Source organism: Methanocella sp. (assembly GCF_035506375.1).
In the GTDB taxonomy this organism is placed as follows: Archaea; Halobacteriota; Methanocellia; order Methanocellales; family Methanocellaceae; genus Methanocella.
On record NZ_DATJPM010000039.1, the window covers coordinates 23,641 to 38,789 of the forward strand.

At 59.9% G+C, this 15,149-nt stretch carries 15 protein-coding genes; 4 read left to right on the forward strand and 11 right to left on the reverse strand.

What is annotated here, in order from left to right:
• Nucleotides 1–18 precede the first annotated feature (18 nt).
• Complete coding sequence (locus tag VMC84_RS04885; protein WP_325378670.1) at nt 19–810, reverse strand: winged helix-turn-helix domain-containing protein; 792 nt, start codon at nt 808–810, stop codon at nt 19–21.
• A gap of 157 nt (nt 811–967) precedes the next feature.
• Here VMC84_RS04885 and VMC84_RS04890 point away from each other — a divergent pair, with 157 nt between their 5' ends.
• Nucleotides 968–1,189 carry a hypothetical protein gene (locus tag VMC84_RS04890; protein ID WP_325378672.1) on the forward strand — a complete coding sequence of 74 codons (222 nt, stop codon included), beginning with the start codon at nt 968–970 and terminating at the stop codon, nt 1,187–1,189.
• A 15-nt stretch (nt 1,190–1,204) separates the two neighbouring features.
• On the opposite strand, the gene VMC84_RS04895 is transcribed toward VMC84_RS04890, so the two are convergent.
• The 3 genes from VMC84_RS04895 to VMC84_RS04905 are packed head-to-tail and all read right to left on the reverse strand — an operon-like array spanning nt 1,205 to nt 4,237.
• Entirely contained in the window at nt 1,205–2,344 is a 1,140-nt protein-coding gene (locus tag VMC84_RS04895; RefSeq protein ID WP_325378674.1) for an isocitrate/isopropylmalate dehydrogenase family protein, read from the reverse strand.
• 37 nt (nt 2,345–2,381) lie between these two features.
• A complete protein-coding gene (locus VMC84_RS04900; RefSeq protein WP_325378676.1) occupies nt 2,382–2,957 on the reverse strand; it encodes a 3-isopropylmalate dehydratase small subunit in 576 nt (191 codons plus the stop codon).
• Nucleotides 2,958–2,959: 2 nt separating this feature from the next.
• On the reverse strand, nt 2,960–4,237 hold the full coding sequence (locus VMC84_RS04905; RefSeq protein ID WP_349256745.1) for a 3-isopropylmalate dehydratase large subunit: 1,278 nt from the start codon (nt 4,235–4,237) through the stop codon (nt 2,960–2,962).
• A gap of 134 nt (nt 4,238–4,371) precedes the next feature.
• On the opposite strand from VMC84_RS04905, the gene VMC84_RS04910 reads away from it, so the two are divergent.
• The 3 genes from VMC84_RS04910 to guaB all read left to right on the forward strand — a co-directional run bounded on the left by VMC84_RS04910 (nt 4,372) and on the right by guaB (nt 8,035).
• Nucleotides 4,372–5,490 carry an OB-fold nucleic acid binding domain-containing protein gene (locus tag VMC84_RS04910; RefSeq protein WP_325378680.1) on the forward strand — a complete coding sequence of 373 codons (1,119 nt, stop codon included), beginning with the start codon at nt 4,372–4,374 and terminating at the stop codon, nt 5,488–5,490.
• Between the two features lie 254 nt (nt 5,491–5,744).
• Nucleotides 5,745–6,440 (forward strand): (5-formylfuran-3-yl)methyl phosphate synthase, encoded by a 696-nt coding sequence (locus tag VMC84_RS04915; RefSeq protein WP_325378682.1) that lies wholly within the window; start codon nt 5,745–5,747, stop codon nt 6,438–6,440.
• A gap of 125 nt (nt 6,441–6,565) precedes the next feature.
• Nucleotides 6,566–8,035 carry an IMP dehydrogenase gene (gene guaB, locus VMC84_RS04920; protein WP_325378684.1) on the forward strand — a complete coding sequence of 490 codons (1,470 nt, stop codon included), beginning with the start codon at nt 6,566–6,568 and terminating at the stop codon, nt 8,033–8,035.
• Between the two features lie 215 nt (nt 8,036–8,250).
• Here the strand turns inward: guaB and lysS are convergent, their stop codons facing one another.
• The 7 genes from lysS to VMC84_RS04955 form a co-directional block, all read right to left on the reverse strand.
• Nucleotides 8,251–9,861: a lysine--tRNA ligase gene (gene lysS, locus VMC84_RS04925; RefSeq protein WP_325378686.1), complete on the reverse strand. Its 1,611-nt coding sequence runs from the start codon at nt 9,859–9,861 to the stop codon at nt 8,251–8,253.
• Nucleotides 9,862–9,896: 35 nt separating this feature from the next.
• Complete coding sequence (locus VMC84_RS04930; RefSeq protein WP_325378689.1) at nt 9,897–10,307, reverse strand: VOC family protein; 411 nt, start codon at nt 10,305–10,307, stop codon at nt 9,897–9,899.
• 45 nt (nt 10,308–10,352) lie between these two features.
• A complete protein-coding gene (locus VMC84_RS04935; protein ID WP_325378691.1) occupies nt 10,353–11,675 on the reverse strand; it encodes a B12-binding domain-containing radical SAM protein in 1,323 nt (440 codons plus the stop codon).
• 43 nt (nt 11,676–11,718) lie between these two features.
• Nucleotides 11,719–12,522 (reverse strand): HAD family hydrolase, encoded by an 804-nt coding sequence (locus VMC84_RS04940; protein WP_325378693.1) that lies wholly within the window; start codon nt 12,520–12,522, stop codon nt 11,719–11,721.
• Nucleotides 12,519–13,499, reverse strand: a complete 981-nt coding sequence (locus VMC84_RS04945) for a phosphotransferase (protein WP_325378695.1) — start codon at nt 13,497–13,499, stop codon at nt 12,519–12,521. Before VMC84_RS04945 ends, VMC84_RS04940 begins: the two co-directional genes overlap by 4 nt.
• Nucleotides 13,500–13,502: 3 nt before the next feature.
• Nucleotides 13,503–14,216 carry an RAD55 family ATPase gene (locus VMC84_RS04950; RefSeq protein ID WP_325378697.1) on the reverse strand — a complete coding sequence of 238 codons (714 nt, stop codon included), beginning with the start codon at nt 14,214–14,216 and terminating at the stop codon, nt 13,503–13,505.
• 218 nt (nt 14,217–14,434) lie between these two features.
• The gene (locus VMC84_RS04955; RefSeq protein WP_325378699.1) at nt 14,435–15,073 is read right to left on the reverse strand and encodes a metallophosphoesterase family protein; all 639 of its coding nucleotides are present in this window, start codon (nt 15,071–15,073) and stop codon (nt 14,435–14,437) included.
• Nucleotides 15,074–15,149 lie beyond the last annotated feature (76 nt).

Here is a 15,149-nt window from a genome sequence, read left to right on the forward strand (position 1 = left end):
ACGATAAAAAAGTGTTGTCTACCGGCCGTACATTTTCCGGACGACTTCCATGACTCCCATGCCCTTATCAGTGATCTGGTAGAGGCCGCTGTCCTCTTTTGAGACCAGGCCCGAGGAGGCCAGCTTGTTCAGGTGATATATGAGGTGGCCTCCCCCGTAGCCGGTGACCTTGCCCAGCTCCTTGAACGACATGCCCCCTGACGTCAGGTGTTTAAGCATGATGAACCGGCCCCTGTGGGACAGCGGGTCGATGAGCTCTGACACGGTGAGGTCGTCCGGAAGCTGCTTGAAATACGTGCGGCTTCGCCTCACCGCTATTTCGTTCCGGTACGCGGTGAACTTCTTTTCCATGCCCAGCAGCCGGTCCCGCTCGGCGATGTAGATCCACTGGCAGCGCTCGCAGGCCGTGCCCTTGAAGCTCCGGGAATCGTCGTCGTCGTGGGCGACGATGGCGGCCAGCGCCTTTTCCCTTGTTTCCTGCGGGGCGCCGTCCATGCTGTCGATGCCCTTGCGTAAGTGCTCCTCGACGAAGTGCGCGATGCACGAGTCCCTCTCCGTCGGCGGGCAATCGTGGCACATCTCCTCATTAAACCGCTTTTCCGCGCCCCCGATGGACATCTCGTAGGCGATCTGCCTGTACCCGGCCGACATGGCGTCCTGTAATCCCGCCGTCATGTCCTCGAGCATCGCCACCTGGGCTTCTTTTAATTCGGCGGCCATGGATGCGATCTCCTGCCGGAGTTCCGAGCGCATCTCCTTCATGTCCCGCTCGATGCCCGCGATCCGCTCCTCGATCCTGTCCTTCCTCATCGATCTGTATGTTAGCTCTGAAGTATAATAAAATTACCGTATATTAGTTAAAACCGGATAAAATTCTAGCCATATTTCCATAAGGTAAGTTTTCGATATACAAATTTTACCTTAACAGATATCATCTTCATTCGCCAATAAGCCCGTGAGGCTGAACATGGAAATGTACACCAGTAAAGATAAAAATGTGTTAACAACCGTATTTCAGGGCCACGCTGTCAATAAGTTCTTCAGGATAGCGCATTCTATTCTAAAAATTGGCCTGTCCAGCGGCGAGAGAGCGAAGACAGAGGCAGAACGCCAGGCTGAAAACCGCAAGAGATGCTACGAGGCACAGGCGATAGCCGATACATGGCAGGGGCCGAGGTACTATCGATAAAATGGTAAAAGGGGCTTAAACGCGCCCCTGCTCCTTTACGATTCGGGCGATGTCCGAGCCGACGTCCGACGTCTTCGAGGACCCGCCCAGATCATAAGTCCGGACCTTCCTGTCCACGAGGTTCTTCTCGATGGCCGTCAGGATGCCGCCGGCCGCCTCCTTTTCCCCTAAATACTCCATCATGAGCGCGCCGGCCCAGATGGTGGCGATGGGGTTGACCTTGTTTAGGCCCTTATACCTGGGAGCGGAGCCGCCCATGGGCTCGAACATGCTGGTGCCCTCCGGGTTGATGTTCCCGCCCGGGGCCAGGCCCAGGCCGCCCTGGATCATGGCGCCCAGGTCCGTGATGATGTCGCCGAACATGTTGGGGGCCACGACCACGTCGAAGAACTCCGGGTTCTTCACGAACCACATGGTTACCGCGTCGACGAAATTAAAATCGGTCTTGACGTCCGGGTAGCCCTTGCCCACATCCTGGAATATCTCCCTCCAGAAGCCATAGATGTCCGTCATGACGTTGGCCTTGTCGACGCTCGATAAGTGCTTGTGGCGCTGCTGCGCCAGCTTATATGAGTAGTCGATAATGCGCCAGGTGCCCTCTTTGCTTATCACGCCGATCTGGTAGGCGATCTCGTCGCTGTCCGTGAGCACGTCCAGGTCGAACTTGGCGCTGAACGTCTCGCGCATTAGCTTTAAGTGCTGGTGGGACAGCCCCTTCACGCCGCGGCCCCCGATGCCCGCGTAGAAGTCCTCGGTGTTCTCCCTCACGACGTAAAAGTCGATGTCCTTCGAGGTCTTGTTTTTAATGGGCGTGTCCACGCCCTCCAGTAATTTAACCGGGCGCAGGTTAATATACTGGTCGAAGTAGAACCGCATCTTCAGCAGCACGCCCTTCTCCAGAATGCCCGTCTTGACCTTCCGCTCATCGCCCAGCGAGCCCAGGTAGATCGCCCGGTAGCCGCCCAGCTCCCTGAGCGTGTCCTCGGAAACGGTCTCCCCCGTCTCCAGGTAGTGGTCGGCGCCCAGGGGCATGACCACCCAGTCCACGTCGTAGCCGTAGACCTCGCCCGCCGCCTCGACGACCTTTTTACCCTCGGCAATGACCTCGGGGCCGATGCCGTCCCCCGGGATCACCGGTATCTTGTACGATGTCATCCAGTAACCTCTTGAACCATAGTAGTATGAGTGCTATTCATCTATTCTTCTTTGTCATTTGCTTTTTGGCCGGCTTCTTCGCGGCCGGCCTGCTCTTCTTCGAGACCAGGGCCCTGGCATACTCGATGAGCCCGCCCTTATCCACGATGTCCTCTAAAAATTCGGGCAGGGGGACGGTCCTGTAAGTCTCGTTCTTCGTAAGGTTTTTAATATTATTGCCCTCGAGCTCCAGGATGTCGCCGTCCGAGATGCGGCCGGCGTCCTTGCACTCCAGCATGGGGAGGCCGATGTTGATGGAGTTCCTGAAGAAGATGCGGGCGAAGGACTTCGCGATGACGCACTTTATTCCCGCCCCTTTGAGCGCCAGGGGCGCGTGCTCCCGCGAGGAGCCGCAGCCGAAGTTCTCCCCGGCCACCACGACGTCCCCGGGAGAGGGCCTGAAGTCCGGCCTCACGCCCTCGAAGGCGTGCCTCGCCAGCTCCTTCGGGTCATTGATGATCAAGAACCTGCCGGGGATGATGGCGTCGGTGTCCACGTCGTCCCCGAACTTCCAGGCCCTCGCGAGGTCCTTCGCGCTCTCCATTACCAGCTTCTTTGTCGCTTTCCTTGCCATGGTCACACGCTCCTCGGGTCAGTGATCCTGCCCTTGATAGCAGAGGCCGCCGCCGTGGCGGGGCTGCATAAATACACAAAGGCGTCCGGGCTGCCCTGACGGCCCTTGAAGTTCCGGTTGGACGTGGACAGCCCCACCTCGCCCGGCCCCAGCAGGCCGAACGAGCCGCCCATGCACGGGCCGCAGCATGGCGACTCCACCAGCGCCCCGGCGTTCATGAACTCCTCTACGAGGCCGGCCTTCAGCACTTTCATATACTCGGTGTGCGAGGCCGGTATGACGATCATGCGGGCCTCCTTAGCCACGGGCCGGCCGTCCATGATATCGGCCGCGACCTTCAAGTCCTCGAACCGGCCGTTGGTGCACGAGCCCAGGAAGACCTGGTCGATCCTCTTGCCCTCGACTTTACCGACGTCGACCACATTGTCGACGTTGTGGGGGCAGGCGACCTGGGGCTCCAGCCTGCCGGCGTCGTACTCCCTGACCTCTGAGTAGATGGCGCCCTTATCGCTCTTCAAATTCCTGTCCAGTTTGTACCCCTTCGAGCGCTCCTGGACGTACTTCTCCGTCGTGCGGTCGGGCTCGATGATGCCCGCCTTGCCGCCCATCTCGATGGCCATGTTGCTTATCGTCATGCGCTGGGACATATCCAGCCTCTTTATGGCGTCGCCGGCATATTCACACGCCTTATAGCGTGCGCCGTCAGCCCCCACGTCCCCGATCAGCTTGAGGATGATATCTTTGGAGTAGACGCGGTCCCCGAGCCTGCCATTGACTTCAAACCGTATCGACTCCGGCACACGGAACCATAGCTTGCCCAGGGCAAATACTGCCGCCATGTCCGTGGAGCCGATGCCCGTGCCGAAGGCGCCGACCGCGCCGTAGGCACAGGTATGGGAGTCCGAGCCCACGACCAGTTGTCCCGGCAACACGTGGCCCTTCTCGGGCATGACCTGGTGGCAGATCCCCTCGTGCAGGTCGTAGAAATGCCTGATCTTCTGGTCTTTCGCGAACTTCCTCAGTAAAATGTGATTCTCAGCGGCGTTGAGCGAATCGGCGGGGACCTGGTGGTCGAATAAAATAATGATCTTGTTAGGGTCCCAAACCTTCTTTTCGTCCTCATCCCGCATTATTTCGTAGAAGCCCTCGACGGCGAGGGGACCCGTTATGTCGTGGGTCATAGCCCTGTCGATGGACGCCATCACGAAATCGCCCGCTCTCACGGGCCTGCCGGACGCCCTGGTGAAGATCTTTTCCGTTATGGTGAGGTCATTCGACATGTGAATCCAAGGTAGCATAATGCCTTGAAGTCATTATAAATTTAACCATAATAGAATGTTAGTTGCACCCGCCAGATTTTTGAATCAATAGTATTAATAGTGGTCAAGCCCTACCGTAGAAGAGCGTGCTACATATGTCCGACGTGCTTGAAGTCTATGAAAAACTGAACGGGAAGATCACCCAGAATGAGTTCAAAAAGCTGGTGGACGAGAAGATGGATATCATGGGCGGCCTGTGCGACGAGCACACCGCCGCTCTGCTAGTGGCCCACGACCTGGGCGTCGAGGGCGCCGGCGCCATCAAGATAAAGGAGATCACGCTCGACAAGAAGAACGTGCAGTTCATCGCGAAGGTGACCGGGGCCTCCGACGTCCGGAAGTTCAGCCGCAACGACGGCACGGAGGGCCGGGTATGTAACCTCACGGTGGCAGACGAGACCGGCGAGATCACAGTGGTTCTATGGGACGAGCTCGCAGACGCAGTGATGACCGGCGACATAAAAGAGAACGACGTGCTCAAGGTCAGCGGCTACCTGAAGGAGAGCCAGCGCGGCCTGGAAGTGAACATCGGCCGGGGCGGCGGCATCGCGAGGGACGAGAGCACGAAGATAACCGTTAAAGACCCGATGGTCCTCATAAGCGAGGTCCGGATGGGCATGGGCAACGTGTGCGTCCGGGCCATGATCCTGTCCAGGCAGGAGCCCCGTACCTTTAACCGGAAGGACGGTTCCCAGGGCTCGGTCCAGGGCATCATGATCGGCGACGAGTCTGGCAAGATCCGCCTGACCGTCTGGGACAACAAGCTCAAGGACATCGAGGCGCTCAACCCTGGCGACTCCATCGAGGTCTTGCACGCCTACACCCGGGAGTCCATGGGCGGCGTGGAGATACAGGTCGGAAACCGCGGCATCATCCGCAAGTCCGATAAGAAGGTGGAGTACGAGGAGCCGGTCACGAAGATCGGCGACATAGAGGCGGATAAGTCGTATAATATCAAGGGCGTGGTCACGGGCATCGACGGCGTGCGGGAGTTCACCACCAAGGACGGCAAGCTCGGCCGGCTGTGCGGCGTGCACGTGTCGGACGAGACGGGGCGGGTACGCGTGGTGTTCTGGGGCGAACACGCGAACTTCGCCGAGGCGCTCTCCGTGGGCGACAAGATCCTTGTCACGGACGCCCAGGCGAAATTGAATTTCCGGCAGGAGCTCGAGCTCTCCGCGAACTGGCGCAGCGCCGTCAGGAAGCTCGAATAACCGCTATAACCTTTTTGCATTCGTTTTGCCTTCATGGAGTGTCGTTTCGTTGATGCGAATTCTTGCTCTTACTTATTAACAAAATGGAAACCGTGTCGCCGTGGGTTCGCCGTGCCGATTTTTAATAAACGCCGTGTTCGCCGTGTCGCCATGGCGAATTAGAAACCGTACGCTCCGCGGGGGCTTCTCCTGTATGATGAAAATCGCCCAACCTGATAACAATTAAATACCAAAACGGTATTATGGTGGTTTACATGAAGCTATTAGTCAGCCCCATGAACGTTCAGGAGGCGATCGCGGCCGAGCAGGGCGGCGCCGACATCATCGACGTCAAGAACCCGAAGGAGGGCTCCCTCGGCGCCAACTTCCCGTGGGTCATCGCGCAGATCAAGTCCAGTATAACGAAACCGCTGAGCGCGACCATCGGCGACTTCGGCTTCAAGCCCGGCACGGCCTCCCTGGCGGCGCTGGGCGCGGCGGTGGCCGGCGCGCAGTACATCAAGGTTGGGCTGTACGACATTCACACGCCGGAGCAGGCTTACGAGCTCCTGGCCGGCATCACCAGGGCCGTCCGCACCTTCGACGCTGAAAAGACCATCGTCGCTTCGGCTTACTCCGATTATTCGAGGATCGGGTCCATCAGTCCTTATGAGCTGCCGGAGGCAGCGAAGAAGGCCGACGTCGACGTGGTCATGGTGGACACGGGCATCAAGGACGGCAAGTCCACTTTCGAGTTCATGAGTAACGAGGAATTAAAAAGATTCGTCGGCCTGGCTCACGATAACCGGCTCCACTGCGCCATCGCGGGCTCCATCAAATTCGAGGACATCCCGGCGATAAAAAATATCGCGCCGGACATCATCGGCGTCCGGGGCATGGTATGCGGCGGGGACCGCACCGAGGCCATCCGGCCCGAGCTCGTCCGGAAGCTCAAGGCCATGCTGGGATAAAAATCGCCTGCATCCGGCATGGACATTTTTTTAAGAACGCCCCACGCGCTATAAAAAACCCAAAAGAGGAAATTTATTAATATTGGGTTCGGGCATACTTACCCAAAAGGGTATGGTGATCCATAGTGTTCTTAAAAAAGCTCGACGCCCCGCTCGGTATTACTTTTGACGACGTCCTTCTGGTCCCGGGCAAGTCGTACGTTGAACCGGACCATGCGGACGTCAAATCCCGTTTTTCGAAGAACATCGTCCTGGGCGTCCCCATCGTCAGCGCCGCCATGGACACCGTCTCCGTGGCCGAGATGGCCGTCGCGGTCGCCCGGGAGGGCGGCATCGGCGTCATCCACCGCAACATGGCCCGGGAGGCGCAGGTCGAGGAAATAAAGAAGGTCAAGCGCGGCGAGGAGATCCTCACCCGGGACGTGACGACCGCCAGCCCGTCGCAGACCATCGACTCGGTCTGGAAGGTCATGACAGAGCAGAGCATCAGCGGCATTCCCATAATCGAGAATGGCCGGCTCGTCGGCATCTTAAGCCGCCGGGACATCCGGCCCATCGTCAAGGCCGACCCAAACAAAAAGATCGTCGAGGTCATGACCCGCGACGTGGTCACCGCCCGGGAGAGCGTCACGATAGACGAGGCCATCGACATCATGTACGAGCACAAGGTCGAGAGGCTGCCCATCATAAACGACCGGGGCAGCCTGATAGGCATCATCTCCATGCAGAGCATCATCGAGAGGCGGCAGTACCCGAACGCCAATAAGAACGGCGAGGACCAGCTCCGGGTCGCGGCCGCGGTCGGGCCCTTCGACATCGAGCGGGCCATGGCCCTGGACAAGGCCGGCGCGGACGCGATCTGCGTCGACTGCGCCCACGCCCATAACATGCGGGTCGTCGAGTCCGCCCGCCGCATAAAGAAGATGGTGGCCGCGGACGTGGTCGTGGGCAACATCGCCACCGCCGAGGCGTGCGAGGATCTGGCAGGGTTCGCGGACGGCGTCAAGGTGGGCGTAGGGCCGGGCTCCATCTGCACGACAAGGGTGGTGGCCGGCGTGGGCGTCCCCCAGCTAACGGCGGTCGCCAGCGCGGCGGACGTGGCCCGGGCCGCGGGCGTGCCGGTCATCGCCGACGGCGGAGTGCGCTACTCGGGCGACGTGGCAAAGGCCATCGCGGCGGGCGCCGACTGCGTCATGCTGGGCAACCTGCTGGCCGGCACAAAGGAGGCGCCGGGCCGGCTCATCACGGTCAAAGGGAGGAAGTATAAGCAGTACCGCGGCATGGGATCGCTTGGCGCAATGGCGGGCGGCGAGTGTTCCGACCGGTATTCCCAGGGCGACATGGGCCGGGCAAAGTTCGTGTCCGAGGGCGTCGAGGGCGCCATCCCGTACCGGGGCACCGTGGCCGACATCGTCTACCAGCTTATCGGCGGCCTGCGGGCGTCCATGGGCTACTGCGGGGCGAATAACATAAAGGAGATGCAGGAGAAGGCCCGGTTTATCCGGGTCACGCCATCGGGCATAGCCGAGAGCCACCCGCACGACGTCATAATCACCGACGAGGCGCCGAACTACCCTTTAACCCTATGGCAGTGACGGATCGCGGGCTCCGCACGCCCTCGCTAAATCTTTAATGGCACTTCTCCATAATTGGGACGCTGGTGCGGCCCGGATCATGGGAAGGATATGCTTTATTTTACCGGTTTAATATCGTGCCTTTGTGGCGGAAAAATGGCGTCCTCTATACCCTTAGTATCTTAAATGGCGAAGGATAAAAAAGCAACAGAAAAAATAGAAAAAGGGGGAAATACTTACGCATCGAGGCGCAGCCTCTTCACGACGAAGTCAGTGTCCAGCGCCAGCAGGAACGGCCCGAGTTTGGGCCCCCTGGGCTTTCCAAGGAGCAGCAGGTAGGCCGTCTTGAACAGCTTTCCGGGCTTGATGCCCCGGCGCTTGGCCATCTCGAAGATCTCGTACTGCGTCTCCTCCTCGGTGTGCTTCGCCTCGATGTAGTCGGCCAGCTCGGAGAGCGCCTCTTTTTCGGCGGCGTCGATGTCGGGGGGCACCTCGAGCTTTTCCGCTATCGTGACGTTGTACTCCTCGGGGCCGTACTTGTGCGCCCAGGTGCCGGCCTTGTATACGCGCGTCAGGGCGTCCTGTTCCTGTTCCCTTGTGGCGTCCTGGGGCAGGTGGCCGGTCTTTTTGAGCGTACGGATGATGTGCTCGTCGTTCTTCGAGACGCTCACCATGGCGGCGAACGTGTAGGGTATGCGCACCTTCCGGCGGCCTATGGGCAGCATGGGATATACGCGCTTCGCGGTCTCCTTCTCCTCGGGGTCCGGGGTCTCCACCTCGTCATAATGGATACGCTCGAACCGGTCGAAAGCATCGACAATAAAGTTGATGTTCTTGACGTCCAGGTTCTTCTGCTTCATGGGGTTGAGAGAGTAGAAGTACAAAAACGTCTCCGGCTCCATGATCTCCAGCATGTCCTGGGTGATGAACACGTTGCCGTGCCGCGTGGACATCTTGGCCCCGTTGATCAGGAAGAACTCGTAGACGGTGTATACGGGCGGCTGCCTTTTGAGAATTACTTTCGATATTTCCTGCCCTGACGGCCACGAGCCCTCGTAGTGGTCCTTGCCGAAGGGCTCCATCCTGACGTCGAAGATCTGCCACTGGGAGGGCCACTCGAAGCGCCAGGGGAGCTTGCCGTTGTTGAGGGACGTGGTCCCCTGGTGGCCGCAGCCGGGCACCTCGAACTCGCCGGCGAGCGATTTCGACTCGCACACGTAGTCCACGGCCCAGTCGTCCAGATGGACCGCGGTCGCCTTCGCCGTGATCCGGCCGCAGTTCTCGCATATGGGGTTAAATGGAATGTAGTCGGCCGGGGTGTTCATCTGAAACTTCGAGATGACCTCCCGGGCCAGCGGGATGTCCGACAGGATCGTCCGCATCGGCGGCTCGAACCTGCCCTCGCTGTAGAGCGCGTCGTTGCTGAAGTCCTCCACGTGGACGCCCAGCGCCTCGACGCCGTCGAGCCAGACTTTGTTGAAGTGCTCGGCCCACGACTTGCAGCAGCCGAACGGGTCGGGAACGTGGACATAGGGTATGCCGATGTACTTGCCCAGCTCCCCGAGCTCCTTTTCGGAGAGGACCTTCCACTTCCCCTCGCGGTCCGGCATGCGCTCCGGGATCTTCCGCAGCGGGTCCCGGTCGTCGCTCGTGTGGACGTGCCGGGTCCTGACGCCCATGCTCTTTAGCGACTCGCTGATAAAATAGCCTCTGAGAATGTCGTTGATGTTGCCGATGTGCTTGCCGCCCGAGGGGGACGCGGCGCACTTGACCACGACCTCGCCCTTTCCATAGCGCTCGACGACCTCGTCGGCGATCGAATCGGCCCAGAATACCCTGTACGTCATGTTATCCGGCACAATCTATCCTTTCATGCTATAAGTTACTTTCTGCCCGCCGGCGGCTGCATCAGGATATACGGATTACCGTAGAGGTCGGCGAACATGGCCTCGATGGCGAACCCGAAGTCCTGCGGGGGGCTCAGTATCTTCACGCCTCTTTTCGCGAGCTCGTCGCACGTCTTTTTGCAGTCGTCCACCTTGAACGCCCAGGCGGTGCCCTGGCCGATCCGCCCGAGCATCTCCTCCGTCAGGTCGCCGAACGTGGCTTTGCCCGGCTTCTGCAGCACGATCTGCACGTCACGCCCCTGCTTCGGCGATACGGTCAGCCACCGGTCGCCCGAGGGCATCTTCGAGTCCTCGGCCTTCTCGAACCCGAGCTTATTTGTGTAAAAGTCCAGCGCTTCGTCGTAGTCCCGGACCAGGACGGTCACGTGCGATATTCTCTCGATCATCAGAAATCCCTAATTACATATGCGCAGATGGAAATAAAATGTCGTTTACCGGATGATGCCGGCCAGCGCCCGCCTGGCCCTGACGGGGAGCATCTTCAGGTTCCGGTACGAGTAGCGGAGCATTGTCCTCTTTATCATTCGCTCGGCCCACTGCACGTCCAGGTCCCGGGAGATATAAAACCTGGGCTTGAACAGCTCGGAGGCGTCATTGACGAGGCCTTCGCCCTTCGCCGTCTCGAAGAGGCGGGTGCCGGGCAGCAGACGGATGCCCATGGTGTAAGTGAAACTCGCATAATGGACGTGACGGAGCGTATCGAGCGATTCCCTGATCGTGGAGGCGTTCTCCCCTGGGCCGCCGAACAGGGCCTGCACCATGAACGGTATTTTATGGCGGTCGAGCAGCCTGGCACATGCCAGCGCGTCCTCCAGCGTAAAGGGCTTATTGTAGCTCCGCAGCATCCGCCTCGAGAACGTCTCCGCGCCAAGCGAGGCGCAGATTCCTCCGGCCTTTTTAAATAATCCCAGGAGCTCGTCGTCGAAGTGGCCGGCTACCGGCACGATGGTGGTATTCAGATATACCTTCAGGCCCGACCGGATGATAGCGCTCAGTACATCTTTGGCGTAGCCGGCAGGCGTGTTAAAGCAGGCGTCGGTGAGCGTAATCACCCGGGTGCCCTGCGCCTTCAGCGCCCGGATCTCGCCCACGATGTCATCCACGTTCCTGGGCCTGAGCTCTCCGCCGAACGCCGTGGTCACGTTGCAGTAGGCGCAGCGGTACGGGCATCCGGACTTGGTGACGACGGCGCCCGCCAGGAAGCCCTTCGCGTATCCGTTCATGGGCACCAGGTCCCACCGGGCCTTAGAGCGGTATCCTCCAAGGTCGGGCGGGTTAGCCTTTATATGCCCGTTCTCCCTCCACACCAGGCCGGGTATGCCCCGGTCCAGGCTGCCCGTGTTCAGCGACGCCAGCAGGCGCGGCAGGCTCTCCTCGCCCTGGCCCGCGATGCCGTAGTCGGCGCCCAGGTACTCGAGCATCTGGGCCGGGAACGTCGTAAACGCCGTGCCGCCGAGCACCGTGGTCACGCCCGCGGATTTAACGATGCCCGCCAGCCGCTTCGCGTCATCCACGAAGTACTGCGTGTGGCGCATGTCCTGGTTGTCCACGTTGCGTAAGGACAGCCCCGCGACGTCCGGCCTGAACCCTGCGATGGCCCTCCTGAGCTCGCCCTCCGGGTCCCTGGAGAACATGAGGTCGACGACCTTCACGTCATGGCCCTCCCGGCGCAGCGGCTCCACGAGGTAGGCGATGCCGATCGGCGGAGGCGCCATCGGGCGATAGCGGTTCATGTAGACCAGGAGGACCTTCATAATTAATGATTTTATATGACAAATTATATTAATTTTCTCGGTATCATTTTACATTCCACGCGTCAACGAGCTCCAGGACCTGGAATAGATTGATGCCGGGGACGACGGCGTCGGGCGTGACCCCCTTGATGGCCCGGGCAGGCCTGTCGGATACGAAGATGGTGCGCATGCCGAGCTTCGAGGCGCCCATCATGTCCGCCGTCATGTCGTTGCCCACCATGACGGCCTCGGACGGCTTCACGTTCAGGCTACTCAGCGCTCTTGTAAAGATCCGGGAGTTGGGCTTCTTGACGCCCGCCTGGCTGGACAGCACTATAGTTTCAAAATACCTGGTCAGATCGTACAGGCCGAGCTCGGGCATGGTGAACGCCTCCTGAGCGTTGGACACGATGCCCAGGCGGTACTTCTTCTGCATCTGGTCGAGTGCCGGCTTCACCGTGGGGTAAATAAAGATACGCTTCCGCGTCATGGCCCGGAAAAGCTGGGAGAGGTCCGACGACAGGTGGTCCAGCTCCTCGGGCGTCCTCGAGGCGAACTTCATGACGATTGCCCTGAATACTTCGCGCACATCAGAGTCGGGGTACATCTCCTTTTGCTCCCCAACCCGTAACTCGAACTCCTCTATGATGTTCTTGAAGATGTCCGCCTCCGCCCGGCTCCGGGCCTCGGCGGAGCCCAGGCGGCGTGCGAACTCCTCCCTATAGAGCCACTTAAGCTGGTCGCCGGAGACGTAAATATACTTGTACTCGAGCCACTTCGACAGCGCATCGTAGGACGCGGGATCGTTCTCGTCCGTGGTGATATCGATGAGCGTGCCATAAATGTCGAAGAGTATGGTCGTGATCATGGCCCCTCCTCGATGAGCCGCGCGCCCGCCTCGACCAGATAGCGCCTGTAGTCGCGCTTCCAGTATCCCAGCATGGCTATTTTGAAAAAGCCCAGGGCCACGTAGAACGGAAGTAGCCCCTCGATCATGTCCGACTCCAGGGCCGAGGGCGCATAGGCATGCAGAAAATGTTCCACGTAGGGCCCAGCCCTCCGCATGTCTTTCGTAATGTACCCGCATTGGTGCTGGAGCTCGGCCACCATAGTGCCCACGTCCAGGAGAGGGCTCCGCCCCGGGCGACTGCGCTCCAGGTCGAAGCCGTAAATGATGCCCTCGTGTATCTTAAAGTTCGACGGGTTGGCGTCGCCGTGGACGGTTACGCCCCTCTGCTCGAAGAGAGGCCGGCGGCCGTGCCAGCGGCTCAGGCCCTTCATGATCCGGCGGTGGGACCCGTCCAGGGCGCCCTGGTCCTCCAGATAAAACAGGGGCTTCATAAACGAGTAAAAGGTATCGGCGCCGTCCACCTTCGGGCTCTGGGGCATGAGCGTGTGGATCTTCCGGAGGAGCCCTGCCGTCAGGTCCAGGGCGCTCAGCAGCTCCCGGTCTTCTCCGCCATTCAGCGTCCGCTGGACGATGGACAGCAATGATTCGCCGGGCACGTAGGCCGTGGCCAGCGCGCAGTCCAGGCCCTCGTTGACGCCCAGCGCCCTCACGACCCTGTGCCTGCCCGAGGCGAACCCGTTCTTCTCGAACTCCCGGAGGATGCCGTACTCTGAGAGCATCTCCCGGCACGGGTCATAGGTGACGCCGGTGCGGCCCAGGGTTCGGCGGAAAAATTTGACGTGGACCCGGGGGACGTCCGCCCCGTACACGCGGGACTCGTGGGACGACGCCGGCGGCACTTCCATTTCCGCCAGCGGGCCGGAGCTGGCGCCGAACACATCCGGGTGCTGCCTGGCGAGGCCCGCCAGCCAGTCGGGCGCGGCCGTGCTCTGCATGGGTCACTCCCCTAGTGAGTAGGGCACCGCCTCGGGGAAGACCTCGATGCCGCCCCGCCCGATGCCCATGGGCACGATCTTCATGCTGAATGCCTGGCGCCGCATCTTGGTCACCCGGAAGCAGCGCTCCACGTTGTTCCCCATCCTGGATAAAATGAGGTTGATATTCCCGTCGCTCATGTACATCTCCTCGGTCAGGGGCATGTTGGGGAATTCGCCCATGACCTCCGATATGAGCAGCGAGGTGATCCCGCGCTTTTTCAGGATGCGGATGAATTTCAGCAGATATCGCCGCCGATCCACGTCCTGCGGGAAGTAGAACTTGAACAGGTTCATCGGATCGACGACCATTCGCCTCGCCTCCGTCCTGCCCAGCAGCTCCATGATGCCCTCCAGCGAGCCCGGGAGGTCCATCTTCGAGAAGTAGTCGTCGGTTACCATCGTTATGGCCCCCTTCTCCACGAGGCCGTCCCAGGCCTCCAGCCCTATTGAGCCCGCGTACTCCGAAAGCGAGCGGTCCGTCTCCTCCATGGCCACGACGAGCCCGCCCTCGCCGTAGTCCTTCGCCCCGGAATAGACGAACTGCATGCCGAAGATGGACTTGCCCGAGCCGGGCGGCCCGGAGACGAGCACGGCGGACCCCGGGTATATGCCGCCATTTAAAATAGTGTCAGCGCCGGGCACCCCGGTCCGGACGAGTTCGATATGTTGCGCCATGTGGTTCAATCAAAGAATATATAATTGTTTATATAATAATATTACCAAAAACCCATGACTATTTCAATGTATCAATAATTTTCACGAACAATGGTCGGGCGTTTTATCCGTTTGCCATCTGGCAATCGAGCTCCGGGGGTCCGCGAGGGGGCCGAAGCGCAGCGAAGGTCCACCTTCAGCCTCAGTAAAAGAATTACCATCTGCCCGACCATCGGGGGCTACACGACAGAATCGATCCAGATGATATCCATCGTATCCAGATCGATGACTGCGGCCTGGCCATCGGCGGCATAGCCGGGATTAATGATCCAGGCCCCGTCTTTGATCTTACCGCGCGCGGCGTGGATATGGCCGCAGATGATGACGTCCACCCTGTCGAGCGCACTGCGTAAGGCCGGGCTGCCGGCGGCGCCTTTAGGCGTCATGTCCAGCGTGTTCTGGGGGGGAGTATGTGTGACTAAAACAGTCCGCTGAGGCGGCGTATGGCTCAGGAGCACGTCCAGCTTATAGGCGAGCTGCTCCTCCGTGTACTCGTTCGGCGTGCTATTTCCGGTCGGGTTCGAGCCGCCCAGGCCCATGAACTCGGTGTTGCCATAGATCTTCGGCGTCTCCTCCAGGTCGACGGCGTAATGGCCGATGGCCTCCTTGACCTCGGGCGTGTCCCAGTTGCCCGCGACGCACAGGACGTTCTTACAAAAGTGCTTGAGCTCCGATATGCTCCTCACCGCGTTCTCCGGAGGCCCGCCGTGGGTGAGGTCCCCGGCGACAACGACGACATCGACGGGATCGCTCTTCTTCATGATGCCGTCCAGCCGGAAAAACTTGCCGTGGATGTCCGAGAGGGCCAATATTCTCATAGCCTTATCTTATCTCTCTTGTTCACATAAAGATTGGCAAGTAGCCCTTTTAACGCAGGCAACCATTTTAACCCCG